24 protein-coding genes and 2 pseudogenes are annotated in these 26,697 nt (G+C 61.3%); 7 read left to right on the forward strand and 19 right to left on the reverse strand.

The window, feature by feature from the left end:
- Positions 1-21: 21 nt before the first annotated feature.
- From AC2YI2_RS02610 to AC2YI2_RS02660, 11 genes are all read right to left on the reverse strand, one after another.
- On the reverse strand, positions 22-786 hold the full coding sequence (locus AC2YI2_RS02610; protein WP_487384856.1) for a nucleoside phosphorylase: 765 nt from the start codon (positions 784-786) through the stop codon (positions 22-24).
- Positions 787-790: 4 nt separating this feature from the next.
- Positions 791-1,657 (reverse strand): carbohydrate kinase family protein, encoded by an 867-nt coding sequence (locus AC2YI2_RS02615; RefSeq protein WP_487384857.1) that lies wholly within the window; start codon positions 1,655-1,657, stop codon positions 791-793.
- Positions 1,654-2,232: a cysteine hydrolase family protein gene (locus tag AC2YI2_RS02620; RefSeq protein WP_487384858.1), complete on the reverse strand. Its 579-nt coding sequence runs from the start codon at positions 2,230-2,232 to the stop codon at positions 1,654-1,656. The genes AC2YI2_RS02615 and AC2YI2_RS02620 overlap by 4 nt, the downstream gene beginning before the upstream one ends.
- Entirely contained in the window at positions 2,229-3,125 is an 897-nt protein-coding gene (locus tag AC2YI2_RS02625; RefSeq protein WP_487384859.1) for an ABC transporter permease, read from the reverse strand. The genes AC2YI2_RS02620 and AC2YI2_RS02625 overlap by 4 nt, the downstream gene beginning before the upstream one ends.
- Positions 3,122-4,180, reverse strand: a complete 1,059-nt coding sequence (locus tag AC2YI2_RS02630; RefSeq protein ID WP_487384860.1) for an ABC transporter permease — start codon at positions 4,178-4,180, stop codon at positions 3,122-3,124. The genes AC2YI2_RS02625 and AC2YI2_RS02630 overlap by 4 nt, the downstream gene beginning before the upstream one ends.
- Positions 4,180-5,706, reverse strand: a complete 1,527-nt coding sequence (locus tag AC2YI2_RS02635) for an ABC transporter ATP-binding protein (protein ID WP_487384861.1) — start codon at positions 5,704-5,706, stop codon at positions 4,180-4,182. Before AC2YI2_RS02635 ends, AC2YI2_RS02630 begins: the two co-directional genes overlap by 1 nt.
- A gap of 9 nt (positions 5,707-5,715) precedes the next feature.
- On the reverse strand, positions 5,716-6,756 hold the full coding sequence (locus AC2YI2_RS02640) for a BMP family lipoprotein (protein WP_487384862.1): 1,041 nt from the start codon (positions 6,754-6,756) through the stop codon (positions 5,716-5,718).
- Complete coding sequence (locus AC2YI2_RS02645) at positions 6,686-7,525, reverse strand: GntR family transcriptional regulator (protein WP_487384863.1); 840 nt, start codon at positions 7,523-7,525, stop codon at positions 6,686-6,688. The genes AC2YI2_RS02640 and AC2YI2_RS02645 overlap by 71 nt, the downstream gene beginning before the upstream one ends.
- A 565-nt stretch (positions 7,526-8,090) precedes the next feature.
- Entirely contained in the window at positions 8,091-10,310 is a 2,220-nt protein-coding gene (locus AC2YI2_RS02650) for a xanthine dehydrogenase family protein molybdopterin-binding subunit (protein ID WP_487384864.1), read from the reverse strand.
- Between the two features lie 3 nt (positions 10,311-10,313).
- On the reverse strand, positions 10,314-10,772 hold the full coding sequence (locus AC2YI2_RS02655; protein WP_487384865.1) for a (2Fe-2S)-binding protein: 459 nt from the start codon (positions 10,770-10,772) through the stop codon (positions 10,314-10,316).
- Between the two features lie 204 nt (positions 10,773-10,976).
- A complete protein-coding gene (locus AC2YI2_RS02660; RefSeq protein WP_487384866.1) occupies positions 10,977-11,921 on the reverse strand; it encodes an AraC family transcriptional regulator in 945 nt (314 codons plus the stop codon).
- Positions 11,922-12,175: 254 nt separating this feature from the next.
- Here AC2YI2_RS02660 and AC2YI2_RS02665 point away from each other — a divergent pair, with 254 nt between their 5' ends.
- A complete protein-coding gene (locus AC2YI2_RS02665) occupies positions 12,176-12,544 on the forward strand; it encodes a c-type cytochrome (protein WP_487384867.1) in 369 nt (122 codons plus the stop codon).
- Positions 12,545-12,709: 165 nt separating this feature from the next.
- On the opposite strand, the gene AC2YI2_RS02670 is transcribed toward AC2YI2_RS02665, so the two are convergent.
- From AC2YI2_RS02670 to AC2YI2_RS02680, 3 genes are all read right to left on the reverse strand, one after another.
- Positions 12,710-13,153: an Lrp/AsnC family transcriptional regulator gene (locus AC2YI2_RS02670; protein WP_487384868.1), complete on the reverse strand. Its 444-nt coding sequence runs from the start codon at positions 13,151-13,153 to the stop codon at positions 12,710-12,712.
- Positions 13,150-13,932, reverse strand: coding sequence for a phosphotransferase (locus tag AC2YI2_RS02675; protein ID WP_487384869.1), 783 nt, complete (start codon positions 13,930-13,932; stop codon positions 13,150-13,152). Before AC2YI2_RS02675 ends, AC2YI2_RS02670 begins: the two co-directional genes overlap by 4 nt.
- A gap of 97 nt (positions 13,933-14,029) precedes the next feature.
- Positions 14,030-15,250, reverse strand: a complete 1,221-nt coding sequence (locus AC2YI2_RS02680) for a trans-sulfuration enzyme family protein (RefSeq protein WP_487385281.1) — start codon at positions 15,248-15,250, stop codon at positions 14,030-14,032.
- Positions 15,251-15,501: 251 nt separating this feature from the next.
- Here AC2YI2_RS02680 and AC2YI2_RS02685 point away from each other — a divergent pair.
- Positions 15,502-15,792: pseudogene (locus AC2YI2_RS02685) on the forward strand (ABC transporter permease subunit); the annotation flags it as partial.
- Positions 15,793-15,854: 62 nt separating this feature from the next.
- Here the strand turns inward: AC2YI2_RS02685 and AC2YI2_RS02690 are convergent.
- Both AC2YI2_RS02690 and AC2YI2_RS02695 read right to left on the reverse strand, forming a co-directional pair.
- On the reverse strand, positions 15,855-17,264 hold the full coding sequence (locus tag AC2YI2_RS02690) for an aldehyde dehydrogenase family protein (protein WP_487384870.1): 1,410 nt from the start codon (positions 17,262-17,264) through the stop codon (positions 15,855-15,857).
- A complete protein-coding gene (locus AC2YI2_RS02695; RefSeq protein ID WP_487384871.1) occupies positions 17,261-18,325 on the reverse strand; it encodes a homoserine dehydrogenase in 1,065 nt (354 codons plus the stop codon). Before AC2YI2_RS02695 ends, AC2YI2_RS02690 begins: the two co-directional genes overlap by 4 nt.
- A 228-nt stretch (positions 18,326-18,553) precedes the next feature.
- Between AC2YI2_RS02695 and AC2YI2_RS02700 the strand changes: the two genes are divergently transcribed.
- Positions 18,554-19,021, forward strand: coding sequence for an Lrp/AsnC family transcriptional regulator (locus AC2YI2_RS02700; protein WP_487384872.1), 468 nt, complete (start codon positions 18,554-18,556; stop codon positions 19,019-19,021).
- 53 nt (positions 19,022-19,074) lie between these two features.
- On the opposite strand, the pseudogene AC2YI2_RS02705 reads toward AC2YI2_RS02700, so the two are convergent.
- Positions 19,075-19,428, reverse strand: a pseudogene (locus AC2YI2_RS02705) (DUF1612 domain-containing protein); the annotation flags it as partial.
- A gap of 355 nt (positions 19,429-19,783) precedes the next feature.
- On the opposite strand from AC2YI2_RS02705, the gene AC2YI2_RS02710 reads away from it, so the two are divergent.
- The 3 genes from AC2YI2_RS02710 (at position 19,784) to AC2YI2_RS02720 (ending at position 23,516) form a co-directional block, all read left to right on the forward strand.
- Positions 19,784-21,370, forward strand: coding sequence for a sensor histidine kinase (locus AC2YI2_RS02710; RefSeq protein ID WP_487384873.1), 1,587 nt, complete (start codon positions 19,784-19,786; stop codon positions 21,368-21,370).
- Positions 21,371-21,498: 128 nt separating this feature from the next.
- Positions 21,499-23,100, forward strand: a complete 1,602-nt coding sequence (locus tag AC2YI2_RS02715) for a sensor histidine kinase (protein WP_487384874.1) — start codon at positions 21,499-21,501, stop codon at positions 23,098-23,100.
- A 14-nt stretch (positions 23,101-23,114) separates the two neighbouring features.
- Positions 23,115-23,516: a response regulator gene (locus AC2YI2_RS02720; RefSeq protein WP_487384875.1), complete on the forward strand. Its 402-nt coding sequence runs from the start codon at positions 23,115-23,117 to the stop codon at positions 23,514-23,516.
- A 111-nt stretch (positions 23,517-23,627) separates the two neighbouring features.
- Here the strand turns inward: AC2YI2_RS02720 and AC2YI2_RS02725 are convergent, their stop codons facing one another.
- Positions 23,628-24,449: a hypothetical protein gene (locus tag AC2YI2_RS02725; RefSeq protein WP_487384876.1), complete on the reverse strand. Its 822-nt coding sequence runs from the start codon at positions 24,447-24,449 to the stop codon at positions 23,628-23,630.
- Positions 24,450-24,761: 312 nt separating this feature from the next.
- Complete coding sequence (locus AC2YI2_RS02730; protein ID WP_487384877.1) at positions 24,762-24,989, reverse strand: hypothetical protein; 228 nt, start codon at positions 24,987-24,989, stop codon at positions 24,762-24,764.
- Between AC2YI2_RS02730 and kdpA the strand changes: the two genes are divergently transcribed.
- Positions 24,979-26,688, forward strand: coding sequence for a potassium-transporting ATPase subunit KdpA (kdpA, locus tag AC2YI2_RS02735; RefSeq protein WP_487384878.1), 1,710 nt, complete (start codon positions 24,979-24,981; stop codon positions 26,686-26,688). The genes AC2YI2_RS02730 and kdpA overlap by 11 nt on opposite strands.
- The last annotated feature ends 9 nt before the right edge of the window (positions 26,689-26,697 follow it).

A 26,697-nucleotide genomic window follows, 5' to 3' on the forward strand; every position in this document is an offset into this window, starting at 1 on the left:
CGCGGTCCTTTCGAATTCTGGTTATGCCGCGGCGGCGAGGCGGGCGCTGACGTCAAGCGCGATCTCGAACATTTCGCGCTCGAGTGCCGCCATGTCGGCGTCTTCGATCTTGGCTTGTGTCTCCGCATCGACAGTGGCGATGCAGAGCGTGGATGCGCGCACGCGAAGGATGCGGGCGGCGGTAAGCAGCGCCGAGGTCTCCATGTCGGTGCCGATGAGGCCGAGGCGGCGGATATCGTCCTTAAGCTTGCCGATCATCTCGCGACGCTCGCCGGACAGGCCAAACATCTCGGTATAGAAGCCGTCATAAGTGCCGAAGATGCCGGCGTGCCACGTCTGTCCGCTGGTGATGAGCCGATTCCGTAGCTCGGTATTGAGCTCGAAATCGGCGATGGCGGGGAAGCCCAGCGGCGCATAGGTATTGGAGGTGCCATCGGCGCGCAACGCGCCGTCTGCCAGCACGAAATCACCGAGTTTGGCTGGACTCACAGCCATCGCCGTGCCGATGCGCAGGAAGGTGGAGATGCCCAGCGCATGCAGTTCGTGGAGCACGATGGTGGCGATCGGCGCGCCCATGCCGAAGGCGGAGACGGTGATGCGCTGGCCGTTGCGGGTGCCGGTAATGGTTTTCAGGCCGCGGTTCTCAGGGACGAAGTGCACGTCCGTCATGTGCTCGGCAATGCGCTCGATACGCGCGGGATCGCCGACGAGAATGGCGGCCTTGCCCACGTCATCGCGGTTGGCGCCGATATACCAGGCCCGGTTGGTCTGTTCTTTTTCTGTCATGCTTTCAGCTCTCTTCGGCTTTCCGGTCGAGAAGAAGCGCCCGCGCGGCGGCATTGCCCGCCTGCCCGATCGCTTCCAGATCGGTTTCACCCTTCATGATGGCGGCAATGACGCCGCCGGCAAACGTATCGCCTGCGCCCGTGGGGTCGATGACCTCCACCGGCTCGGCGGCGACGAAATGGCTTTCTTCCCCGCGCAAAAAGAGCGCGCCGCGGCGGCCCTGGGTTTCGACGATGATCTGGCCGGTGCGCGGCGTGCGCCCCGCCGCCTGCGCGTCGTCGAGAAAGGCGCGCTCGCGGCCATTGCAAAAGACGAGATCGGCCCGTTCGTAGAGCGCCGCCGATTGCCCCGGTGTGATCGCCTTCGGATCGTTCTTGACCACCCAGGCCAGTTGCTGGTCGTTGCGAAGCAGTTTCAGCAGCTGATCCGTAACCGCCAGCGGACCGATGGTCACGCCGATCCACTCCGAACCTTCGATCAGATCCCGCTGGGCCGCGTCGAGGCCGACACCGCCAGGAAGGCCCGGGTCATAGAGGCAGGCGCAATCGCTCGCCTGGTCATAGACCAGCACGGCGATCGGCGTCCGGGCGCCTTCGACCACCGCCATGCCGGCACTGGATATGCCCCGCTCGGCAAGTTGGCGGACATAGTTGTCACCCAGCGCATCCTCGCCGATCCAGCTGACGGGGACGGTTGCGCCCGGATTGCTGGCATGAACGGCAAGTGCGACATAAGCAGGACCGCCACCGAGCCGCGGCCAGGACTTGACCGAGCGGTTGACGATGGTCGTGGTCTTACCCGGCACGACGTCGCCGTCGAGCACGATGACGTGGTCGAGGCTCGCGTAGCCCGTGATCGCGATTCGGCTCATGACAGCATCTCCAGGCCCTCGGTCAGGCTCACGACCCGGCCCATGTAGCGGTCGATATCCTCGAGCGAGGCGTCGGCCAGATGCGGGCGGTTCGAGTTGGTGGCCTCGCGGACAATGACGGGTTCGAAGCCGTTGGCGAAGGCGTCCTGCGCGGTGGCGCGGATGCACACATTGGTCTTGACGCCGGCGATGATAACGCGGTTCACCTGCTGCTCGGTCAGGAACAACGCGAGATCGGTGGCGAAGAAGGCGCTGAAGCGACGCTTGAACACCGCCGTTTCGTTGGCACCCTCAGGATGGAAATCCTGGAAATAGTCGGCATCTTCAGCATCGGCCAGATGATGGATGGGCAGCTTCTTCCATTCGAAGTCGTGAAATTCCGGCCTGTGGCGCTCGACCGCGTGGACGGTAATCGCGCCACTCATCCTTGCCGCCTCGCGCAATGCCCGCATCGGATCGAGCACGTCCTCCACACCCTTGTAGTAGTTGGGGTGGCCGGGTTCGAAGAAGGAATTGATGACATCGACCAGCAGCAGCGCGGTCCTTGGCCTTTCGGTCCTGGGTGTTTGGGTCATGGGCGTGCTCCGCGGGCCTTGCGGCTGGACACCGCGATGAAAGTGAGAATGACGATGACCATCGCATAAGGCAGCATCTGAACCAGTTCAGCCGGAACACCGCGCCCCTGCAACCGGATCTGGAAGGCATCGAAGAAGCCGAACAGCAGCGCGCCAACGGCAGTCAATACCGGGTGGTTTCTGCCGAAATAGAAAGCGGCAAGCGCGATGAAGCCGCGACCGGCCGTGATGCCTTCGTTGAACACGCCCACCACGCCGATCGACAGATAGGCACCGGCGAGCCCCGACATCAGGCCGGCGAAGACGGTCGAGGCATCACGGGTGAAGAGCGGGTCGAGGCCGAGCGCCCGCGCGGCTTTCGGGCCCGCACCCGCAGCACGCAGCCTCAGGCCGCCGCGCGTCCGTGCCAGGAACCAGACAGTGACCGGCACGAGGAGCCAGGAAGCCCAGGTAAGGATATCGTGGCCGGACAAGATGGCACCGAGAATCGGGATATCCTGGATGACAGGAATATCCCAGCGTGGCAGGCGGGTCACGTCAGGCAGGCGCAGCGTGCCCGATGTGTCATAGGCGGATTTCAGGAAGAAGCGGACAAGGCCTGCTGCCACGATATTGAAGCCGAGACCGACGATGATCTCGTTGGCATCGAGCCGTGTAATGGTCAGCGACATGAGGAGTCCCATCACGCCACCGGCAAGACCGGCGCCAATCAGGGCTATCAGCCAGCTGCCATTGTTGGCGGCGAGGATCAGGCCGACCAGCGCGCCGACCAGCATCGAGGAATCGAGACCGATATTGACGATGCCGCCGGTCCGGTTGATCAGTCCCCCGATCGCGGCGAGCAGAATGGGCGTCGTCATGAGAAGCGCAGCATGAATGAGATTGTCGATCATGGCGCGCGCCTTTTCCAGAGCTTGCTCAGACGGGCGACAGCGAAGATCATGATCGTGCCCTGGAGGACATTGACGATCTCGATCGGCACATTGCTGAAGAGCTGGATGGTCGCGCCGGATGTGGCCAGAGCGCCGAACAGGATGGCTGCCAGCAGCATGCCCCATGCATTGCCGCGCCCCAGGAGCGCGACGGCGATCCCGACAAAGCCATAGCCGGGCGAGAAGCCCGAAACATAGCGAAACACGGTGCCGAGGGCATGGACTCCGCCGGCGAGTCCACCGATCACGCCTGATAGCAGCATCATCTTGAACACAAGGCTTGGCACATCAAGGCCCGTGGCCGTGGCGAAACGGGCATTCATGCCGGCGATGCGGGTCTCGAAACCGAGCGCAGCCCATTTCCCCCACAGCCAGTAGAGAACCACGCAGACGAGTGCGATCACAAAGCCGAGATTGAGCGTCGAGCCGCGCATCAGCTTCGGTAGCCGTGCGGCCTGGTCGATCATCGGCGTCGCGGAATTGGCGGAACCAGGCGCTAGCAGCGGACCGTTGACCAGCCAGGCGGTGAAGCCGATGGCAATGAAATTCAGCATCAGCGTGGTGACGACCTCATCGACATCGAGCCGGGATTTCAGAAGCGCCGGAATCAGCATCCACAGGGCGCCGGCGACCATTGACGCCAGGACCGCCACCGGCAGAAGGACGTAGCCCGAGAGCGAGACGAAGGTAAAGCCGACAAAGGCGGCAGCCAGCCCGCCCACATTGACGCAGCCCTCGACGCCGACGTTGAAGGCGCCGGTGCGGAAGGCAATGGCCGTCGCGAGACCGGTGAAGATCAGCGGCGTGGCGGCTGACAACGTCGAGGCGATGCGTTTGGTCGAACCGAAGGATTCGACGAAGAGAAGCCGGTAGACGTCGAGCGGATTGTGGCCGGCGACGGCGAGCACGACAGCGCCGACGACCAGAGCCACCAGAAGCGGCTGCAGTGCTTCCGAAACCGGCTTCAGCCATGCGGTGACGCGCTGCGGCGGCGCGGGAGAGACGACAACGGCCATCACGCCGCCTCCCCGAGCATCATGCGGCCGATCTGTTCTATGTCGCCATCGCCGCGCCGAAGTTCGCCCCGGAGTTCGCCGTTGAAGATGACGATGATGCGGTCGGCCAGCGTGATGATCTCGTCGAGTTCCTCGCTGACCAGCAGCACGGCGCCACCCCTGTCGCGATAGTCGAGCAGGCATTGATGGATGAAGGCGATGCCGCGGATGTCGACGCCGCGCGTCGGCTGGCAGGCGACGAGCAAGTCTGGGTCGCCATCGAGTTCGCGGGCAATCGCGACGCGCTGCTGGTTGCCGCCCGACAGCGATGACGTCGCGAGCGCCGACGAACCGCGCCGGACCGAGTAGCGGTCGAGCAGCGCTTCGGCGTGTTCGGCAAGTCGCCCGAGCTTCAGGATGCCCGCCGTGACGAATTCTGGCGCGCGATGATGGCCGACGATCACGTTCTCGGCGATCGAGGCTTCGAGGCAAAGCCCCTCCGCGGCACGGTCGGGGCTGAGATAGGCAAGGCCCGCCGCACGTCGCGCGGACAGCGGCAGCCGTGCCACCGGCTGGCCGGACAGCGCTATGTCGCCCGAGGAGATCGGCCTAAGCCCGGTCACGGCGCCGATCAGTTCGTCCTGTCCATTGCCCGCCACGCCGGCGATGGCGACGATCTCGCCCTTGCGGACGGCAAAGGTCGCACCGCGCAGACGGCCCTCGGCGTCGGACACGTCTTTGAGATCGAGGATGGTCGAGCCCGGTTGCCCGGGCCGGGGCGTGGTCTCGGCGAGGATTTCGCCGATCATCAGTTCGGCGAGCTTCGCCTTGGTCGTCTCACGCGCCTTGAGGCTGCCGACGACGCGGCCCGTGCGCATGACGGTGATGTCGTCGCTGACGGCAAGGACTTCGTCGAGCTTGTGGCTGATGAAGAGAATGGTGCGGCCTTCCGCCTTCAACCGCTTGAGCAGCGCCATCAGTTCGCGGATCTGTGAGGGTGCCAGCACGGCGGTGGGCTCGTCGAGGATCAGCACGTCGGCGCCACGATAGAGCAGCCGGAGGATCTCGACGATCTGGCGGACATGGACCGGTGCATCGTCGACCGGCATGTTCCACTCGACTTTGACGCCGGCTTCCTTTTCAAGCCTGCGTGCCGCCCTGAGAGCCTCCGCGTGATCGACGAGTACGCCGCCTTTCAGGGGCTCCCGAGCCAGCACGAGATTTTCGAGCAGCGTCAGGCCGGGCACCAGCATGAACTCCTGGTGCACCATGCCGATGCCACGCGCGAAAGCCTCCGACGGGCCACCGAGCCTTGCCGGCTCGCCGTCGATGATAACTGTGCCGTCATCCGGATGATCCATGCCCTGGAGAATCCGCATCAAGGTCGACTTCCCGGCGCCGTTGCCGCCAACGATGGCGTGGATCGTACCCGGCATGGCCGAGAAATCCACGCTGTCATTGGCAACAAGCGCGCCGAAGCGGCGGGTCACCCCGCGCGCACCGAGGCGCGCGCGGGGGTCCTGGGAGGACGGGGGCGATGCAGGCATGACCGTGGCTTACTTCAGGTAGTCCGGATAGCCTTGGTCGACGACATTCCAGACCTTGATCTTGCCCGAGATGATGTCGGCCTTGGCCTGTTCCACCTTTTCAAGATATGCGGCCGGAATGATGCTCTTGGTGTGTTTCATCTCGGAGAGACCGACGCCGCCTTCCTTGAGGCCATAGGCGATGGTCGTGCCGCCAAGCTTCACGCCCTTGGCATATTCCTTGACCACGCCTTCGACGGCGACGTCGGTCTTCTTGATCATCGACGTCAGCACCGCGCCGGGCGCCAGGCCATCCTGGTCGCCATCGACGCCGATCGCATAGTGGCCGGCTTCCTTGGCCGCCTCGATCACGCCCATGCCGGTGCCGCCGGCGACCTGATAGACGATGTCGGCGCCCTCTTCGAACATGGCCTTGGCCATCTGCTGGCCGAGCGCCGGATCAGCGAAGTTGTTGGAATAGGCGACCTTGACGTCGATATCGGGATTGACCGACCTGGCACCCTCGATGAAGCCGGCGATAAACTTGTCGATGCCGGCCGACTTGGTGCCGCCGATCACCCCGAGGATCGGCTTGTCATTGATGCCCTTGATCGACGTGTCCGTCGTCACCTGCGCGGCGAGCACGCCGGCGAGATAGGAGCCTTCCTGTTCCTGGAACAGGACGGAGACGATGTTGTCGCCCTTCTGGACCTGGTTGAGGATCGCGAAGGTCGTGTCCGGATAGTCGGGCGCGACTTCGAGCATTGGTTCACCATGGGCATATTCGAGGTCGACGATCAGGCCGAACTCGGCATCCGCCGCACGGCGCAGGATGTCGGCAGCCTGGGCCACGACGTCCTTGGACTCGACCGGCTTGCCGTCGATGCCGGCTGCTTCCACGCCGCGCTTGAAGCCGGCGAAGGCGAGATCATTGTAGGACTGGTCGCCAAGACCGCCCTGGGCAATGATCAGCGCGGCAGGCTTGACGTCGGCGGCGAAGCTAGCGGTCGCCGTCGAAAGGACCGAGGCGAGGACCGTGGTGGCGATCATGGTCAGGGTTCTTGAATGCATCTTGGTTCTCCTGTTTTTTCTGGTTCCCTGGATCAGGTTGTCGGGTGAGCCTGGCCTCATATGAGTAGTGACGGGCGTCATAGGTCGCCTCCACCGCGTCGAGCGGCGTGCCGTCATGGGCGAATGTCTGGCGGGTGACCGACACAACGACGGTGTCGTCGGCAAGATCGAGAAGCCGCCGCTCCTCAACGTTTGCGAGCCGCGCGATGAGCCGTTCATTGGCCGTCGCCACTTTCAGGCCGCTTTCCTCGAAATGCCGATACAGCGAGAAATCCGGCGCGCGCGCCACGGCCTCGGTCAGGCCAATGCGTGTGAGAAGCGCCGCGGAAAGTGTCGAGCAATGTCGCGCAACCGCGACATCGTCAACGTAGCGAAGGCGATCAAACAACAGCAACGGCTCGTCCTGCGCATAAGGAAGACCACGCATCCAATCCGTCTTTCGGAAGGCGAGCACCCTATGGGTCGACGCGTGCCCCGCCGCCTGAACCGCCTCGGTGAAGGAGAGGAGATAGCCCGGCTGGCGCCGCAGGGGCGCCTCGGCCACGAAGGTTCCGCTGCCCTGCTTGCGAACGATCAGGCCGTCTTTGACCAGCTGCTCGACCGCCTTGGCAACCGTGAAGCGGCTAACCCTGAAATCACGCGCCAGGTTCGGTTCGCTCGGCAGTCGTTCTCCTGGCGGCAGTGAGTTGGCAATGTCCCGCAGTCGCTGCGCGATCTGCAGGTAATAGGGCTCACCACTGTCCGATAGACGCTTCATGCTGGCTTCCAAGTTGTCCAGTCAACTGTACATATTTTAGAGGCGGGAGCAAGTGGGGGGCATCGCATATTCCGGCGCGAAAAGTCGTCGTCCAATTCTCGGCTTTGCGCTAGCCAAGTTGCAATGATGGCGCGAATGACCCTACGCCACTGGTTCGATCAGCCTATGATGTCCGCGACGTCCTTGGCGGCAGGGCGGAATATCGCCCCAGGCCACGGCGATCCGGTTGGCAAGGTCCTTATCCAAGGCACAAGATTTTTCGCCAGGGCTACGAGGAGTTTAAAGTCGGCTTCAGAGCAGTGACAGTTGCATCACTGGTCAGCAGATCCATGGCAAATGGATATGCCCCACCGCCTCCTGCGATAACTCTCGCCGCTTTGGCTCGCCTGAGACGTTGTTGGCCACAGCGCGTTCGATGTCAGGAGAGGCGCACTCGCTGAAATCAGTTGACCTCAAGGCCACACGTTTTTTCGGATGACATCGAGGCAATCGGAGATCCGAGACCTGATGGCCTCGTTCCTGAATCTCAATGTGTCAGTACCATCCCCGGCCGGGCGAGCCGGCCGGGGATGTAAGATTACGCATTGAGTGTCTTGGTGAGAGGCATGGAACGGATGCGCTTGCCGAGAGCCTTGTAGATCGCATTGGCAACCGCTGGTCCGATCGGCGGAACACCCGGCTCGCCGATACCCGAGGGCGGATTGGCGGAAGCAAGGATGTGAACCTCCACCACCGGCATCGCGTCGATTCGGAGCGGCGTGTACACATCGAAGTTGCCCTGATCGACCTTGCCGCCGGTCAGAGTGATTTCCTCGCCCAGAATGGCGCCCAAACCGAATCCTATCCCGCCCTCGACCTGGGCGCGGACCTGATCCGGATTGACCGCCAGGCCGCAATCGACCGCGGCGACGACGCGTTCGACCTTGATGCCGCCACTGTCATCGGTCGAAACCTCGGCAATTTGTGCAACGACCGAGCCAAAGCTCTCTGCCACCGAAACGCCGCGGAAACGGCCTTTTGGCAGCGGCTTGGTCCATTCGGCCTTTTCCGCAGCGAGCTTGAGGACGACGGCGTGGCGCGACTGCGGATCGAGCATCGACAGGCGATACTCGATCGGATCGCGGCCTGCCGCTTCGGCGATTTCATCGATGAAGGTCTCGGCCGCAAAGGCGGTATGCGTCGAACCCACCGAGCGCCACCAGAGGACGGGAATCCCGACATCGGTGGTCGTCAGGCCGACGGTCTGGTTGGGAATGGCATAGGGCAGGTTGTTCGCCCCTTCGACCGACGTCGGATCGACGCCGTTCTGAACCATGCCCTCGAAAGCCGTCTTCGCCATGATGGATTGACCGACAATGTGGTCGCTCCAGGCAACGAGCTTTCCGTCCGCATCTATCCCCGCCTTGAGCGTATGCACATAGGAGGGGCGATAGCGGCCGGCGCGCATGTCGTCCTCGCGGGTCCACTGCACCTTCACGGGCGCCCGGAACCCGATCGCCTTGGCGACATAGACGGACTCGACGACCACATCGCCATCGAACACGGCGCGCCGGCCGAAGCTGCCGCCTGTTTTCATGACATGCAGATGCACCTTGTCGGGCGTGATGCCGACGATCTGGCTGGCAAGCATCTGATAGACATCGGGGAACTGATGTCCGCCCCAGATTTCCAGCGTCCCGTCCTCGTTCCGGCGGGCGACGGCATTGAGCGGCTCCATCGCGGAATGCGCCAGATAGGGGAACTCGAAGGTCGCCTCGATGACCTTGGCCGCTGCCGCAAAGCCGGCATCGACATCGCCGTCCTTGCGCGCAATGGCGGCCGGGGCCTTGGCCACGAGATCCTTGTACATTGCCATCAGTTCAGGCGTGCTGCGCTTTTCGGCGGCCGTGTCGTCCCAAACGACATTGACGGCTTCGCGTCCCTTGATCGCGGCCCACATATGCTCGGCAACGACAGCGACGCCCCGCGGCGTCTCGACGACATCAACGACCCCCTTGACGGAACGCGCCCCCGCGGCATCGAAGGACTTGACCTTTGCGCCGAACATCGGCGGGTGAATCATCACGGCCGTCAGCATGCCCGGTAGCTTGACGTCGATCGTGTACTGCTCGGTGCCGTTCGTCTTGCGGGCACTGTCGAAACGCTTCAGCTTGGCGTTGCCGATCAGCTTCCAGTCAGCCGGCTGCTTGAGCTTCACGTCAGCGGGCACGGGCACGGCTGCCGCCTTGGCAGCAAATGCGCCAAACCCAGCGGTCTTTCCGGATGGATGCGCCAACACGCCGTTTTCAACGCTGATCTCGGCCGGCGGGACTTTCCATTCATCTGCCGCAGCGGCCACCAGCATGGCGCGCGCAGCCGCGCCCGCCTTCCGATAACGCTCCCAGGAGGTCACCATCGAGGTGGAGCCGCCCGTTCCCTGAATGGCGCCGCCGAAGGCGACATTGCCATAGGCCTTCACGTTGCCGGCGACGCCCTGGACATCGATCGACGACCAATCGGCATCGAGTTCTTCCGCAACGAGTGTCGCAAGGCCGTTATAGGAGCCCTGCCCCATTTCGAACTGGGACGAAAGCACCATGACCTTGCCGGTGTTGTCGATCGTCAAATAGGGCGTGAAGGCGGCCGCCTTGTTGCCGGCCGCAGCGGTTTCGCTAGCGGCCGCGGGCGATGCCGCCAGGATATGGTAGCCGACCGCGACGCCGCCACCGGCAGCGAGCGCGCCAAGCAAGAATTGCCGGCGCGACGCTTGCGCGTTGGCCACGGGTAGCACGAGGGATTGCATCAGTTTCGGGATCATCGCTCAGGCCTCCAAACGCTTGGCAGCTTCATGAATCCCGGCACGGATTCGGTGATAGGTGGCGCAACGACAGAGATTGCCTGTCATCGCAGCGTCGATGTCGTCGTCGGTGGGCTTGGGATTGTTCGTGAGCAGGTCGGTCGCCGATATGATCTGCCCGGACTGACAGTAGCCACATTGCGGCACATCGAGATCGGCCCAGACCGTCTGCACGGTTTCCGCGACCTTGCCCGAGAGCCCCTCGATGGTCGTCACTTTCGCGGTGCCTACATCGCCGATGAAGGTCTGGCAGGAACGCACAGGCGCGCCGTCCAGCAGTACGGTGCAGGCGCCGCATTGCGCCATGCCGCAACCGAATTTCGTTCCCGTCAGCCCGACGAGATCGCGGATCGCCCAGAGAAGCGGCATATCCGGCTCAGCCTCGACCTTATGTTCGCTGCCGTTGATCGTCAAAGTCACCATGGTGTTCTCCTTGCGTTGTGACGCGTTCGCGGAGCTTCGGACTTTGCCGGTCCGCGCTCCGTTTGACGTTCGTCATCTGCCGGGCAAACTTATTTGACCATGCTGAAAGCCGATAGAGTCGATCCTGCCTGATTATTGCTCGATTCTGTCGCGTTGGCTCATTTTGTGTCTATCTACGCACAATTGAGCTTTGATCGGAGGGCGCTAGCCGACTGAACTGTGTCTGATCGGACCGTCCGAATTCAGGATGGTCTTGACGTCCCGTAAAGGAGGATGGCCGAACAGGCGGCGGTACTCCCGGCTGAATTGCGTGGGACTCTCGTAGCCGACCCTGAGCGCGGCCGTCGCCGCATCGAGCGATCCGGAAAGCATCAGTTCACGCGCATGGTGCAGCCGCAGATGCTTCTGGAACTGCAATGGGCTCATGGCCGTCATCGCACGGAAATGATGATGCAGGGTGGAAACACCCATATTCGCCATGTCCGCCAACTCATCGACACGAAGCGGCCTGGTGTAGTTCTCCTTCAGCCAGGCAACTGCTTTTGCCACCCGATTGCTGTTCGTTCCGGCAAGCGCAAAGCGGCGCAGGCGCGCGCCCTGTTCGCCGGTGAGCAGCCGATAGAGAATTTCATTTTGGATATGGTTCGCCAGGAAAGGAATGTCTTTCGGCGAATTTACGAGCGAAATCAATCGCAAGAAAGCGTCGAACAGTTCCGGTGTGGCCGCACCCACCACCACACCGCGGTCCCGGTCGGATATGTTCGTCGGATGCAAGTCGTGATCGGCGATCAACCGCCGCAGTGCCTCCAGATTCAGCCGCAGCATGGCGGCGACGTAAGGCTCCACCGCACTCGCCTCGCATATCTGGCCCGTCATCGGCAGACCGATGGCGGTGAGGAAAAAGCTCGATTCATTATAGACGAGTATTTCGTCACCGACGCTGACCCGCTTGCTTCCCTTGATGATCAGCGAGAGGCTGGGTTCGTATACAGTAGAAAAAGGTCCGGCGGGTTCGACGAGACGGTATAGCGAAAGTCCCGGTATCTCGTGCTTGAAGTTGATGCCGTCCCACGGCAGTTGCGCCAGCACATCAAGAATACGCTCGCGAATCGCAGCCGTTTGATCCTGAAAACTCTCTGCCTCGGGCAAAATTCTCTCCATCGAACCGCCATTGCCAACTATCGCCTATATCAATCGCCTATATCAAAGGCGTTCTCCAGCATTATCACATTAATTTGATTTCCGGAGAATTGGGCAAGAAATCGGCAGGAACGAGCTAACGTGTCGCGGAGACCGGGCGTTATGCAGTCTCGGCCCCCCTGTACGCAGGCAGCAGCGTCCACGCGCCTTCCTGCGGGGCACGCTCGATCCAGGATCGAAACGAGACGAAGGATATTTCTGCTATGAAAACAACATTGACTGCATCGATCTCTGTGCTCGCCGCTCTCACGCTCTGTCCCTCCGGCGCTGCTGCGGATGGCGATGTGAGCCGCGGCGAAAAGCTCTTTGCCCGCTGCAGCGCCTGTCATTCCGTGAACGGCCAGAACAAGCTCGGGCCGTCGCTCGCCGGCGTCGTCGGTCGGACGGCTGGCACGGTCGAGGGCGCACGCTATTCCAAGGCACTGGCTCAATCGCAGATCGTCTGGACCGAACAGAACCTGGATGCCTATCTCACCGCGCCCACCACTCTCGTCCGCGGAACAACGATGACCATGCGAATTGCCAAGGAACAAGACCGGCAGGACCTCATCTCGTATCTCAAATCGCTTTGAACAGACGGGATCGGACTCGCCAGCCCTGCCATCCATGACACACCTGATGTCGTCGTCAGGCAATGGGGTCGCTTCCTGGCGCAAGAATTCCAAAACCAAATGCGGCGGCAGCCTGACGATTCGATGACGCCATTACTTGTGGCTTGATGTGGGTGTCGAACCCGGCTAGCGCTTGATCATTGAAGACAGCGCGAATGCCGTGAGCGTGTCCCGCACGCCGGGTAGGGCCGACACGTCCTGCCAGATTTCGCGGATGCGGTCTGCCGCGCCCGCTTCGACCCGAACCACGAGGTCGAACTCCCCGCTCATGACGTCGCAGCACACGACTTCCGGCATGCGCTTGAGTGCCTGTATGACGTCGCCGCCGCGCATGCGGTCGTGCCGGTAGACGAACATCATCGCGGCGATGGTCGATGCGCGCGGCTTTCCCTCGCCGACGACGATCGTGTATCCCTGTATGAGCCCGTCGCGCTCCAACCGTTCGATGCGCTGGCGCACGGCGTTGCGCGACAAGTTCACCTTTTCGGCAAGCTCCGCGTGGGGCATGCGGGCATTGTGGGTCAATTCGCCGAGAATGCGCTCGTCCGCCCGGTCAAGAATGCGTTTCATGGTAGCATTTCCTCGATACAGGCCCGGGCCGACACGAAGGCGCGTTGCGCGGAGGCCTCGATGTCGCCGAGGCTGCCTGCCTCAGCCAGCGAGGTCGCCATCGCCGCCATGACAAAGGCCGGCAGGGCATGAAGCTCAGGCGCATCGAGAGGGCGAACGTCTTGGTATCCTGCGAGCAATGCCCGGGCGAGCGCTCCGTCGAGCGAACCGTCCGGCCGTGCGGTCCAATGGAGCAGGAGTTCAGCGAGTTCGGCGATCAGGACATCGTCGTGACGCAAGCGGAAATTGATGACACCGCTGACCTCCTCGCTGAGGAAGAAGACATTGTCGCGGTTGAGAGCACCATGCACGGCACCTTTCGGCAAGCCTGGCATGGGGCGCAGCAACGTCCCGTGAATGCGGGCGGCGCACGCTCCGAGCGCGTGGGACTTACCAGCCGTGATTTCGCTCGGCCGAGAGCCCGGAACGAAGCCGACGACAGCGACGAGCTTTCCCGACACCGTGATGGTCGCCGCTCCCGCTTCGGTGCGAAGGGTCGACGGACAAGGAACTCCCCCTGCCGCCAGCGTCTCCATGGTGCGAAAAGCGCGTTCAAGATCGAAGGGTTCGGCCCCGGTTTCGAACAATGTTACGATGAACTCGCCGCGTTCGGCGCGGAAGAGGAAGGTGGTCTCGGCGTTGCCATCGGCGATCCCGATCACCGAGGTCAGGCGCCCCAACCGAAAGGCCGTTGCGATCCGGTCGCAATCCTCTTCAGACAGATCCGTGAAAACGGCCATCGCCTAACTCCCGTGGGTGTTCCATCGGCTCACGGCGCTCGGCGACCTTCGAACCGAAAATAACGCAGGTTTCCACCGTGGCCGATCTCCCTATTGTTTAGCCTGAAAGCGCCCTGTCGAGATCGCCGATCAGGTCGCCTGCCGCCTCAAGACCGATGGAAAGGCGGAACAAGCCGTCGCCGGCAAAGCGGCGGTAATCGTCGAGTTGCGCACCAGCGAGCTGATAGGTCGATGCCATCATTTCCTGTGTATCGAGCAACACGACGATCGAGCGCTGATGACCGAGCGAGAAGGCGTAGTGGGCAACTTGTAGGCACTCGGCGAGTCGATGTGCCATCCGTCCAGCATTCTTCACCTGGAAGGTCAATATGCCGCCGAACACCTCCATCTGCCGTTTCGCCAGGTCATGCTGGGGATGGGAGGCAAGCCCGGGATATCCGACCGCAGTGATCGACGGATGCCCTTGCAGGAACGTGGCGACCCGCATGGCAGTCTCGGAGATCGTCCGCAGGCGCGGAAAGAGCGTATCGATGCCGCGCATGATCAGCCAGGCGTTCATCGCCGGCATCGAGGCACCGAGATAGACGCCGGCACGGGAGCGGATTTTCTCGATGAGTTCCTTGCGTCCGCACACCACGCCGCCCAGCGCATCGCCGTGGCCGTTGATGAACTTCGTCAGCGAATGGATGACGAGGTCTGCGCCAAGCGCAAGCGGTTGCGTGGCTACGGGGGTGGCGAGCGTTGAGTCGACCGACATCAGGGCACCATGCGCCCGCGCAAGCCCGGCGACACCCTCAAGGTCGGTGAGCCTCAAGATCGGATTGCACGGGCTTTCGCAATGGACCAGCCGCGTATTGGGCCGGAAAGCGGCGGCCACATCCTCCAGTTGGGACATGTTCACCGGCGTCACCTCGATGCCGTAGTCCGGCAGAATACGCCGGGCGAGCTCGTTGGCGCCGGCATAGCAGACATCGCTCAGGATCAGATGGTCGCCCTTCTTGAGGAAGGTGAGGAACGTCGCGGCAATTGCCGCCATCCCCGTCGCGGTCGCGAGCGCGTCGTCGGCACTTTCGAGCGCTGCCAATCGCTGTTCGAGTTGACGCACGGTCGGGTTCGTCCAGCGCGCGTAGAGGAAAGGCAGCGCCGTCAGGTCGTCCACGCCATCGGCGGAAAAGGCGCCTTCACCCGGCACCAGCCTATTGTTGACGGACATGGAGATATTCGGCGCGATCGCCTTCGTCGCGGGATCGATGGCCAGTCCGCCGCTCAGCGCCAGCGTGTCTCGGCTCAGACCGATCCTTGTCGGCATTGCCGTCATGCGCTGGTCGAAGCCGTGACCCCCACGGTCCGAAAGTCTTGTTGCGGTCATTGGATTCTCCTGCAAATTCGATCCCAATTCTAAAGAGATGGCGTTGTTTCCGGCCGCACAATCGACCGCGCGCCGCCGAAAAGCGGACCGAAACAGGCTGCCGACGCGGCGCAAGTGCATGTCGGGCCAAAAGGTTGGCGTGACGCGGCGCTCGGTCGTTCTCGTCGTCAACCACTCTCCGGCGACGTCAGCGCCGTATCATGCGGCCCTGGTTGCGCTTCCGGCGTATCGTGCTGCCGGCGCTGATGCCGAACGCGCTGCCCGGAATGGCCAATCTCTGGATGTCGGTCACCAAGGACAGCGCCTTGATCGCCGTCGTTGGCTACCAGGAAATGGCGCTCGCGACGCGGCTCGCCGCCGGCAATACCAAGCACTGTTTCCTGTTCTTCTTCGCCGCGGCCGTGATCTATCTGGTGATCACGCTCGTCTCCAATGTCCTGTTCGGCAGCCTTGAAACCTACTTCCGGCGCGGACAGCCAAAAGCGGCCTGAGGAGGCGGATGATGGATTTCACATGGGTTATCGCCTATTGGCCGCTTCGGCTCTCCCGCGCATCAGGCTCGATTGATGCAGACCACTTTCGGCTGCGTCATGTCCTCGTAGGCGAAACGCACGCCCTCGCGCCCCATGCTGCCATGCTTGAAGCCGCCGAAGGGCATCGCGTCGAATCGGTAGTCCGAGGAGTCGTTGATCATGATCCCGCCGGCCTCGATGCTGGCCGCAGCCTGCAGCGCGTCCGCAAGGTTGCTGGTGAAGATGCCGGCATGAAGGCTGTAGTCGGGTTCGTTCGCCATGCGGATGGCGTCTGCAAGCGTCTCGAAGCGTTCGAGCATCACCACCGGCGCGAATATTTCCTCCCGCCAGAGCCGGCTCTCGTGGCCAACCCCTTCGAGCACCGTCGGACTGTAGAGCGCGCCATCCCGGCGGTGGCCACACAGCAGCCGTGCCCCCGCGGCAATCGCGATCTCGACTGCCGCCTCCGTGCGCTCTGCCGCGATAGGCGAAATCATCGGTCCGACGTCCGTCTCTTCGCGGGCCGGGTCGCCAACCCGCAGCTTGGACGTGCCGGCCAGGAACGCCTCCCGGAATCGCCCGTAGCAGGAAGCCTGGACGAGAACGCGCTGCGTGCCGATGCAGTTCTGCCCTGCCGCCCAGAACGCCCCCGAAATGCAGCCTTCCACCGCTTTGACGAGATCGCAGTCCACCATCACGATAACCGGGGCGTTGCCGCCGAGATCCATGGCGAGCTTCTTCAGCCCGGCGGACCGGGTGATCGCCTCCCCGGTGGCAAAGCCACCCGTAAACGACACCATCCGGACATCCCGAGCCGACACGATGGCGCGCCCGAGATCCGCGCCGCCGATTGCCACGGTGACGATCTCCTCCGGCAGGCCGGCATCGACCAGAGTCCGGACCAGCTTGAGCGCAGAAAGCGGTGTGAGCTCGGACGGCTTCAGAACGACCGCGTTGCCACCGGCAATCGCGGGGCCGAGCTTGTGCGCAACGAGGTTCAGCGGATCGTTGTAGGGTGTGATCGCCGCGATGATGCCGAGCGGCTCGCGCGTGAACCAGCCTTGCCGCCCTTCCGAACCGGCATAGGCATCGAACGGCACGATCTCGCCGGCATTGCGCTTGGCTTCCTCGGCTGACAGCTTCAGTGTGTTGATGCAGCGCAGCGTTTCCTTGCGCGCCTGGGCGATCGTCTTGCCGGCTTCGCTGACGATGGTGCGGGCGAACGCTTCGCCTTGGTCCTCGACGAGTCTCGCCGCATTTTCCAGGATGGCCGCCCGGCGATGCCGGGGCAGAGCGCGCGACAGTGCCGCACCCTGCCGGGCACGATGCAGGAGCGTATCGACATCGTCGGGGCCGTTCGCATCGACGCTCCCGACAAGCGCGCCGTCATAGGGGCTGAGCACGGCGATTTCCCGCGCCGGCGGAGCGATCTGCAGTCGAGCGGCGGTCATTCGGCGGCTTCCTTCGTCATGCGGGCCGGTGCGACGCGATGGATGGCGATGATGTCGGAGAGGAGGGCATAGGCGGTCTCGACCCGCCCCGCTCCCGGACCGGTGATAGTCACGGCGCCGAGCATGTCGGTGGCGAATGAAACCGCGTTGATGGCGCCGTTCACGCCTGCCAGCGGATGATCAAGAGCCAGGCGACGCGGCGCCACGGAGGCCTCGATGCGACCGTCCTCGCGCCGGCTGGCGATGCCGACCAGCTTCCAGCGGCATCCTTCCGTCGCGGCGGCTTCGATATCGGCCGTGGCGAGCGACGATATCCCCTGGCAGGAGACGTCCGCCGGCTTCAGTGTCGCTCCCAAGAGTTCGTTTGCGAGGATCACGACCTTGAGGCGAACGTCGTGACCTTCGATGTCGGCGGTCGGATCGGCCTCGGCATAGCCGAGCGCCTGCGCCTCGCGCACGGCGGCCGAGAAGTCGAGTCCGACTTCCATGCGTCCCAGCACGAAATTCGAGGTACCGTTGAGGATGCCTTCGAAACCCGTAAGGCCGGCACCGGCAAGCGTATTCTTCGCCATGCGGATGACCGGCGTGCCGCTCATCACCGCACCTTCATACTCGAAGCGGACATGGTTGCGGTGGGCAAGCGCCCTGAGTTCGGCGGCGGCGAGCGCCACGGGTCCCTTGTTGGTGGTGACCACGTGCCTGCCGCTTTCGAGCGCCCAGCGGCAATGCGAGACGGCGGGCTCGCCGTCGTTCGGGTTGGTGAAGGTCGCTTCTACGATGATGTCGGCAGGCGCCTGCCTGATGACCTTTTCGTTGTCTGGCTCGGCAGAGCCACCGGACAGGCGTGCGAAACCACCCTTCTCGAACCGGGTTTCGACGAGCATGCGGGCGTCGATGCCGTTGGCCGAAACGACTGAGCCGAGATTGAGATCGGTCACAGCGACGATGTTGAGCCGGAAGCCCAGTTCCGCCTGCCAGCGGTCATTCCGCTCTGCCACAAGCTGGGCAAGGGCGCGGTTGACCCCACCAAATCCGATAAGCGCGATATTGTACTGTACCATGTCGGTTCCTCATCATGGGCGATGGGAAAAGCATGACGGCGTGACATGTCAGCCGGAAGCTCGCGAATTGACCAAAGAATTGGTCGTTCTGCCACGATGCCATGCAATCTGCGTCGCGTCGGCACGAAGCAAAATGGGAGAAAATCCGGCGCATTCTGCTGGAAATAAGCAGATTTTCCGCGCAAATTACCTGTACCATGCGCAGGAGCGACTGGATGGGATAGCGCAATGGAACCGATCGACGATTTTGACCGCAAGATCTTGAACATTGTTCAGGTCGATTGCCAGATGAAGGCGGAGGCGATCGGCGATCGCGTCGGACTTTCGGCATCGGCCGTCCAGCGCCGCCTGAAACGGATGCGGGAAACTGGCGTCATCATGGCCGAGATCGCGCTCGTCGATCGCAAGGTGGCCGGCAACCCCATGACCTTCATCGCCGGCATGGAGATCGAGCGCGAGAATTACGATGCTCTCTCCAGGTTCCGCACTTGGCTCTCCCGACAGGAACATATCCAGCAGGTCTATTATGTGACCGGCTCGGTCGACCTGATCGCGATCATCACCGCGCGGGACGTAGCTCAGTACGATGAGATCGCGGCCAGGCTGATGTCCGAGAACCAGCAGATCAAGCGCATTCACACCAACGTGGTGCTCAAGGACATCAAGCTCGGAATGTTCGTCCCGGTTACGGAGTAAGATATTCTGAGGCGAAGAGACTCGCTCAAAAAGGCATGACGGCAATCATTGTCTCGGAAGCGATTCCTCTGGCCCCCTGGACCGGCGACGAAGCAATACAAGGCCTGTTGCGTCACTTCCGGGGTTGCGGCGACCGTGCCCGCCGAGGCCAGCGGGCGCGCCATGATCGGCTCGATCAGCTCCGGCAACTTTGAAAAAGGTGCACCGCCCAGCCAGCTTCCGCTCCATCATCTGCCGCGCCAGCGCCAGCCGATCGTGCGCTTTCAGCCCGATGTCAGCAGCTGCCGCCAGACCGGGGGCAATGGCGAGCAGCCGGGTTTCGCGTTTGCCGTACCGGCCCGATCGATGGGGATCGATCACAAGCCGAGATCCAAGGCGCAAAGATGCCCCACTGTGGTGACGCCAGCTAGCTGTTGAAATCACGTCAGTACGCATTGCGTTAGATGGGGAAGGCTCCGCTTTGCGTCCCGCTGTTTCACATTAGGAACGTGTCCCACGGCGCTTGAATTGTTTGAAAACGCAGATCTCATCAGCACCACCGACAACGTGAGAGCCCTAGAAAGTACCGTGAAAGGCGTGCCAATCACCGGTGTCGACCTCCGATCCATATCGCCGGCTGGCAAGTTTCGGCCATGTTAGATTTACCTAAATTTCATTTCTTCCTTCAATACTCAAAGTTGCGTCATTCAAGACCTGGTTGATCCGCAACATCTTTGGAGCAGAAGTTGACGACCGTCAGTTATGCGAAACCGCCGATCGATCATGAAGCCTTTGCTGGGCGATCATCCGCGTCGTAAGAAAAGTAGGGTTGATATGCTTGAAGTAGGGTTACAGCATGACTCTGTTGGCGTAACGATCTTCGACAAGAATACGAAGCTGGAGTTCCACAATCAAGCTTTCTTGACGATCTATGGGCTCGACAGCTCCCAACAGCTCATTGGTCTCAGAGCCACCGAGGTGAAGGGGTTGGTTGCCGCGGAGCAAGTCGCCATCGCCGGCGGGCGATGCTTTCTCACCCCAGCGCACGGCAACGGATGCGAGCAGCGACATACGGTCCCCCTCTCCGGCGGCCGGGCGCTGCAAATGTGCCACTACCTGCATAGAGATGGGGGATGGATAACCAGGCATAGCATTCTTACCGATATTGACGCGCAATCCGCGCTTTCGACCGAACTCATCTCCTTGCAGGCCCTGATCGACCAACTGCCAGACTATCTCTGGGTGAAAGACCTCGGATCCCGCTTTGTGGTGGCGAACCTCGCTCTTGCCAGGGACAGCGGACGGCCCCGTTCAACCGACATGATCGGGTTGACGGATTTCGATCTGCATGAGCGGTTTCGAGCAACCGAGTTTCACTCCAAGGAACAAGATATATTGCGCTCCGGCGAGCCGATGCTCGATGAAGAGGAAGCGGTCATCGACTCGATCGGAAACAAGAAATGGTTTTCATCGAGCAAGATTCCCGTCCGGAATGACGACGGCGAGATCATTGGATTGCTCGGAGTCGCGCGCGACATCACCTTGCGCAAGAAGGCCGAGGCGCTACGGTTGCGCGCATTGGAACTGGAAGAGAATTCCAAGGAGCTTTCGAGAGCGCTGGACAAAGAAAGAAAAGTCAACGCCTTGCAGCGGCAGTTCGTAGCGATGGCAAGCCACGAATTCCGAACCCCGCTTGCGATCATCGATGGTGCGGCGCAGAGGCTCACAAGGCGGAAGGGCGAATACTCCGCAGATTTTATCGCCGAAAAGTCTCAGCAAATCCGTCAGGCCGTCAGTCGAATGGTTGAGCTAATGGAGAGCATTCTTTCCTTCGAAAAGCTCGAAGTTGGGGCCCTACAGGTCCAACCGGACACATGCCAGCTCGATGATATTGTCCTCGGATGCTGTGCGCAGCAACGGGACTTGTCAAAGAGCTTCAGTATAGTCGTGGACATCGACGCCCTACCCAGGACAATCATGGCGGATAGCTCAGCTCTTATTCAGGTATTCACAAACCTGCTGTCCAACGCGGTCAAATACTCTGCGAACTCAAGAACAATCGAGGTGCGTGGCTGGTCGGAAGGTGATTACGCGCGGGTCTCTGTCCGCGATTACGGGTTAGGGATCGACGAGGATGATTTGCGGCACATGTTCGAACGCTACTTCCGCGCACGGACTTCAACGGGCATTGCCGGAACCGGCATCGGATTGAACCTCGTCAAATTGATAGTGGACCTGCACGGCGGCACCGTCGAGATCGAAAGCAAGAAGGGTCAAGGATCGACATTCACCGTGTCCCTGCCGATTTGCCAACTGGCGCCCTGCGTCAGCGGCAGTCAAACGGACAAGCTGGGAGGCCAAGAGCCGTGATTAGTGTCCTGTACGTCGCTGATGGCAAACTATCGCTCCATTAATGTTGACCCGACCAATATGCCAACGGGTAAGGCCCTGGACCTAAAATTGGGCAATGCGTCAAAACTCCCGCTATAGAGGTGTACATGCCTAGTCCGAAAAAGCTGACCGCTGTCGAAATTGTCGGGCCGATCTTTCAAAACGCGCACCAGCCGACGCTTATCAAAGACCGGACGTCAAGGTTCCTGCATGTCAACAAGGCCGCCAGTCTCCTGCTGGGAGTTGTCGAGGGATCGCTGGTCGGTAAATCCGACTATGATCTGCTACCGTTTGATGAAGCGGAAAAAATTGTGGCCATGGACCGGAACGTCTTTGGCACAGGGCAAGAACGTCTTTTCGAAGAGCAAATTTCTGGCCCCGACGGCCGCCCTCGCTTCCTGATGACACACAAACACAGAGTCGATCTACCAGGCGGAGAGCCTGTTCTGGTCGCATCGTTTTCTGATGTGACCGACCTGCGCCAAGCGGAGCAGAGTCTGCGTCGAAGCCAGGAACGCCATCGTTCGCTGATAGAGCTTCACCCGCAGGTTCCTTGGGTCGCTGATCCTGTCGGCTCTATGATTGAAGTAGGGCCTTTGTGGCAAAAGATTTGCGGTCGATCGACTGAAGATGCTCTTGGCTTCGGTTGGCTCGTCGCGGTTCATCCTGGCGACCTTCCGCGCATGTTGCGAAGCTGGAAGCGATCCCTGACCTCGGGGCAGCCGTTTGATATGGAAGCCAGATTTCAGACCACTGACGGCAGTTATCGTTGGTTCCGGGGCCGGGCCGCTGCCAAGAGAGATGCCTCGGGCGAGATCGATGCCTGGTATGGCCTGCTTGAGGACGCCCATGACCGCCGATTGGCGATTGACGCGCTTCGGCGCAGTCAGGATGAACTCCGTAGACATCGAGATGAACTTGAAGAAGCGGTTCGTCAAAGGACCGTGGAGGTCGAGCGAAAAAGCCAAGAACTCGATCGACTTTTGCAGCAGGAGCGCGAGGTAAATGCGCTTCAGCGTCGTTTCGTCTCAATGATATCACACGAGTTCCGCACGCCCCTCACCATCATTGATGCTGCGGCACAGCGCCTCTCAAGAAGTCATGCCGAACTCACCCCGGATCGTGTCGGGGAGAAGACCAGGCAGATAAAGAGCGCCGTCAACCGAATGGTCGAGTTGATGGAGAGCATTCTGGCAGCTGGACGATTGCAGACCGGCAAGATTGCCATAAGCAAACAGCCGTGCTCACTCCTTTTACTGCTCGAAGATTGCATAGCACGCAGAGCGGAATTGAGCCCACACCATCTCTTCAAGGGTGACCTTTCGTTGTTGCCCGATACGATTGTCGCCGACAAGGATGCTCTGGAGCGGGTGTTCATCAACCTTCTCTCGAACGCGGTCAAATACTCTAGCGGCAAGCCAGAAATTCGCGTCATCGGGCGGGTTGAGGGTGATTGGATCAAGATATCCGTTGCAGATAACGGCATCGGCATGGATGCCGAGGATTTGCCGAAGCTCTTCCAGCCCTACTTTCGGGCGCGTAGCTCGGTGGGTATCGCCGGCACCGGTATCGGGTTGAACATCGCCAAAGAGATTGTCGAGCTGCACGATGGCTCGATCTCAGTTGAGAGTGAACTTGGTTCCGGCACCACGTTTACCGTGGCTCTGCCCATAGGCGCCGTTGAAAGAAGCATAGACACCGCTGCTTAAGAGGAAATCATCACATGACAACGATCCTTTGTATTGACGATGAGACTGACATCCGGGAATTGCTGGTTGAAGAGCTTGAGGAAGCGGGCTTCAAGACGCTGCAAGCGGCGAACGGCCGCGAGGGTCTGGACATTATCCTTACGAAATGGCCGGATATCGTAATCTGCGACATTTCCATGCCCGTCATGAATGGTCACGAACTGCTGGCGGAGTTGCAGCTCAACTATCCAGAACTGAGCAACATAGTGTTCATCATGCTCACCGCCTTCACTGATCGCGAAAACACGATCGAGGCTCTTCGCGCGGGAGTTGACGACTATCTGACCAAGCCGGTCGATTTGGACATGCTGTTGGCGAAGATTAATGGTTGCGTGGTCCGCATCGCGAACAATCGAACCGCTGGACGAGGGTTCTAAAGGTAGCGGCCAGGCCCGCCGGAGAGGCGAGCTCATGCGCCTATCACACTGATCATCGTGGTGAGGCCGTGCATTCTGGCAGAACGATGTAGCGAGCGTCTGTCTGGCCGTTCAAGGCTCCAACGGAGGCGGACTTGACACTCCCAAATTCGAGTCGTTCTGCAGAAGGGCTTTCATCTTGTCGTATAAAGCGTCCTTGTAGGCTTTTGCATAGCTGCTCGCGTCATACGCAACTTCGAAAGCAACAACATCGCCGCTTTCATCGACTTCGATGTCGAAGGAATATCCGTCTATGCGCGCTTTTTCGACGTCACACTCGCCGGGGGCAATCGTCGCGGTTCCCTCTGTCCCAAAGCAATAAAGTCCCAAGACATGTGCGTTCGGCGATTTGGCTGCCTTATCCGCGGCCTTTTCGACAATGGCCACCGGCTTACCGAACTTGGCGGTCAATGCAGCCTCAACCTCTGTTCGCTTCAATTGGGGCTGCCATACCCGATATTGAAACTCCACGCGTCGGCTGATGAAGGACAATCCGCCCTGTCCCGGCAGAAACTTCAAAAGGAGCGTTTCCTTGCTGGATTTCTCCTCAGATTCTTTGAAAGCGGCAATTTCCACGTCATACTTGTCCGTGGTGAAATATCTGCCGTCGACGCCAGCCCCATTCTTGCTCCACAAGCGACGCGTCGAAGTGAAGCCATTTGCGGTCAGTCGCTCGACGATTTTCGAGGCAGGCATATCGACCCGGAATCCACCGGTTTCGAAGTCCGGTTTCAATCGCTTGATTGCCGGAGTGACGGGTTCAAGCTCTGCGATCTTGCGAATGACATCTTCAGCCTGGGAACTCCAGGCAACTGCCGCGAACGCCATGGTTGGGATTAGCAGACGCATGAAAGCCCCCACATTCTGGAACGGTGGGCAACCTATGCTGAACATCGTAAACTCCCTCTGGCAGCGAAATGGCCAGCGCTGCCAGAGTGCGGGCCTGTCTGCGGCGTGCAATCGCCTACTTGGTTATCGATATATGCGCTCGGGTGGTGACGAGGCGTATCCGAGGTAACAGAATCGAGGAATTTCGGACGGCCAGTGGCCGACTGCCTTCTCTTGCGGCTGCGGGCGGATCCCGCAGAGCACCACGTGGGTGGCCACACATTTCCCCTTATGAAATCCTTATGCCGGGCGATCGCATTCCGGATCGAACCCTTATGCGCTGCGGATGCAGGATGCAGGCCTCGATCACACTGAGGTTTATCCATGTCTGACATCATCTTCCTGGCCCTGGGCGTCGGCGCCTTTGGGCTTTTCGCGCTTTATGCGCGGCTCATATCCCGCATCTGAGAGGCCATCATGTTCGAAGTTTTTTTTGGTCTCGCTGTCGCGCTCGTGGTCGGCGTCTATCTCGTGATCACGCTGATCAGCCCAGAGCGTTTTTGACCTGGGCGTTTCTGAACCGGAGTTTCTTTCCATGACAATCAACGGATGGCTGCAGATCAGCCTCGTCCTGCTGGTCGTGCTCGCGCTTTGCGTGCCGCTTGGCGCCTTCATGGCGCGCGCGCTTTCCGGCCAGCGCAACTTTCTCTCACCCGTTCTCGGCCCGGTCGAGCGCGGGCTCTTCCGCGTCAGCGGCATCGATCCCAATGCCGAACAGGGCTGGCTGGGCTACACTGCCGCTGTGCTCGTCTTCAATGCGACCGGCTTCGCGCTGCTCTATGCCATTCTGAGGCTGCAGGGCATCCTGCCCTTCAATCCGCAGGGCTTCGCCGGCGTCGCGCCCGACCTCGCCTTTAACACCGCCGTCAGCTTCGTGACCAACACCAACTGGCAGTCCTACGGCGGCGAGACGACGATGAGCCATTTCAGCCAGATGGCCGGCCTCACCGTGCAGAACTTCCTCTCCGCGGCAACCGGCATTGCCATTGCGCTTGCCATCACCCGCGCCTTCTCGCGGTCGTCTTCGTCCGGTCTCGGCAATTTCTGGGCCGATCTCGTTCGCTCCGTCCTCTACGTGCTTCTGCCGCTCTCGATCGTCGTGGCACTCATCTTCGTCGCCATGGGCCTGCCGCAGACGCTCGATGGTGCGATGACCGCGACGACGCTTGAGGGCGCCCAGCAGACCATGGCACTCGGGCCGATCGCGAGCCAGGAAGCCATCAAGCAGCTCGGCACGAACGGCGGTGGCTTCCTCAACGTCAACGCCGCACATCCGTTCGAGAACCCCAACGCCTTCGCCAACTATCTCAATATCATCTCGATGCTGTCGATCTCGACGGCACTGCTCTACGCCTTCGGCAGTCTCGTCGGCGACCGCAGGCAGGGCTGGGCCTTCATCGCCACCGTGTTCCTGTTCCTGATCGTCGGCACGGGCGTCATCTATTGGGCCGAAAGTTCAGGCAATCCAATCCTGACCTCGCTCGGACTCGACCCGGCGCTCGGCAACATGGAAGGCAAGGAAATCCGCTTCGGCCAGGCCATGACCGCCCTCTATGCAGCCGTCACGACGGGCCTTTCCGATGGCGGCGTCAATGGCATGCACGGGTCCTTCACCGGGCTCGGCGGCCTGATCCCGATGTTCTTCATCCAACTCGGCGAAGTGCTGCCGGGCGGCGTCGGTTCCGGCCTTTACGGCATGATCGTCTTTGCGATCCTCACCGTCTTCGTCGCCGGTCTGATGGTCGGCCGCACGCCGGAATTCCTCGGCAAGAAGGTCGAGGGCCGCGAGATGAAATATGCCATGCTCGCGGTACTGATCCTGCCGCTCGCCATCCTCGGCTTCACAGCCGTTGCGGCACTTCTGCCCTTCGCTGTGGCCTCGATCAGCACGCCCGGCCCGCATGGCCTCTCGGAGATCCTCTATGCCTATACGTCGGCAGCCGGCAATAACGGCTCGGCCTTCGGCGGTCTGACGGCCAACACGCCGTGGTACAACACGACGCTTGGCATCGCCATGCTGCTCGGCCGCTTCGGCTATGTCGTGCCGGTGCTGGCCATGGCAGGCTCGCTTGCCGCCAAGACGCGCGTCGAGGCATCCAAGGGCACATTCCCCACCAACACGCCGCTCTTCGTCGGGCTGCTCGCCGCCATCATCCTGATCATGGGTGGTCTGCAGTTCTTCCCGGCTTTGGCGCTCGGCCCGATCGCGGAGCATTTCTCAATGCTCGCCGGCCAGACTTTCTGAAGGTCTCCA

Source organism: Rhizobium sp. SRI_017 (assembly GCF_057586295.1).

Bases quoted from the DNA above. Each gene is read 5' to 3' on its own strand.
- AC2YI2_RS02610 (WP_487384856.1), bottom strand. From the start codon at position 786: ATGACAGAAAAAGAACAGACCAACCGGGCCTGGTATATCGGCGCCAAC.
- AC2YI2_RS02615 (WP_487384857.1), bottom strand. From the start codon at position 1,657: ATGAGCCGAATCGCGATCACGGGCTACGCGAGCCTCGACCACGTCATC.
- AC2YI2_RS02620 (WP_487384858.1), bottom strand. From the start codon at position 2,232: ATGACCCAAACACCCAGGACCGAAAGGCCAAGGACCGCGCTGCTGCTG.
- AC2YI2_RS02625 (WP_487384859.1), bottom strand. From the start codon at position 3,125: ATGATCGACAATCTCATTCATGCTGCGCTTCTCATGACGACGCCCATT.
- AC2YI2_RS02630 (WP_487384860.1), bottom strand. From the start codon at position 4,180: ATGGCCGTTGTCGTCTCTCCCGCGCCGCCGCAGCGCGTCACCGCATGG.
- AC2YI2_RS02635 (WP_487384861.1), bottom strand. From the start codon at position 5,706: ATGCCTGCATCGCCCCCGTCCTCCCAGGACCCCCGCGCGCGCCTCGGT.
- AC2YI2_RS02640 (WP_487384862.1), bottom strand. From the start codon at position 6,756: ATGCATTCAAGAACCCTGACCATGATCGCCACCACGGTCCTCGCCTCG.
- AC2YI2_RS02650 (WP_487384864.1), bottom strand. From the start codon at position 10,310: ATGATCCCGAAACTGATGCAATCCCTCGTGCTACCCGTGGCCAACGCG.
- AC2YI2_RS02655 (WP_487384865.1), bottom strand. From the start codon at position 10,772: ATGGTGACTTTGACGATCAACGGCAGCGAACATAAGGTCGAGGCTGAG.
- AC2YI2_RS02665 (WP_487384867.1), top strand. From the start codon at position 12,176: ATGAAAACAACATTGACTGCATCGATCTCTGTGCTCGCCGCTCTCACG.
- AC2YI2_RS02670 (WP_487384868.1), bottom strand. From the start codon at position 13,153: ATGAAACGCATTCTTGACCGGGCGGACGAGCGCATTCTCGGCGAATTG.
- AC2YI2_RS02675 (WP_487384869.1), bottom strand. From the start codon at position 13,932: ATGGCCGTTTTCACGGATCTGTCTGAAGAGGATTGCGACCGGATCGCA.
- AC2YI2_RS02680 (WP_487385281.1), bottom strand. From the start codon at position 15,250: ATGACGGCAATGCCGACAAGGATCGGTCTGAGCCGAGACACGCTGGCG.
- AC2YI2_RS02690 (WP_487384870.1), bottom strand. From the start codon at position 17,264: ATGACCGCCGCTCGACTGCAGATCGCTCCGCCGGCGCGGGAAATCGCC.
- AC2YI2_RS02695 (WP_487384871.1), bottom strand. From the start codon at position 18,325: ATGGTACAGTACAATATCGCGCTTATCGGATTTGGTGGGGTCAACCGC.
- AC2YI2_RS02700 (WP_487384872.1), top strand. From the start codon at position 18,554: ATGGAACCGATCGACGATTTTGACCGCAAGATCTTGAACATTGTTCAG.
- AC2YI2_RS02710 (WP_487384873.1), top strand. From the start codon at position 19,784: ATGAAGCCTTTGCTGGGCGATCATCCGCGTCGTAAGAAAAGTAGGGTT.
- AC2YI2_RS02715 (WP_487384874.1), top strand. From the start codon at position 21,499: ATGCCTAGTCCGAAAAAGCTGACCGCTGTCGAAATTGTCGGGCCGATC.
- AC2YI2_RS02720 (WP_487384875.1), top strand. From the start codon at position 23,115: ATGACAACGATCCTTTGTATTGACGATGAGACTGACATCCGGGAATTG.
- AC2YI2_RS02725 (WP_487384876.1), bottom strand. From the start codon at position 24,449: ATGTTCAGCATAGGTTGCCCACCGTTCCAGAATGTGGGGGCTTTCATG.
- kdpA (WP_487384878.1), top strand. From the start codon at position 24,979: ATGACAATCAACGGATGGCTGCAGATCAGCCTCGTCCTGCTGGTCGTG.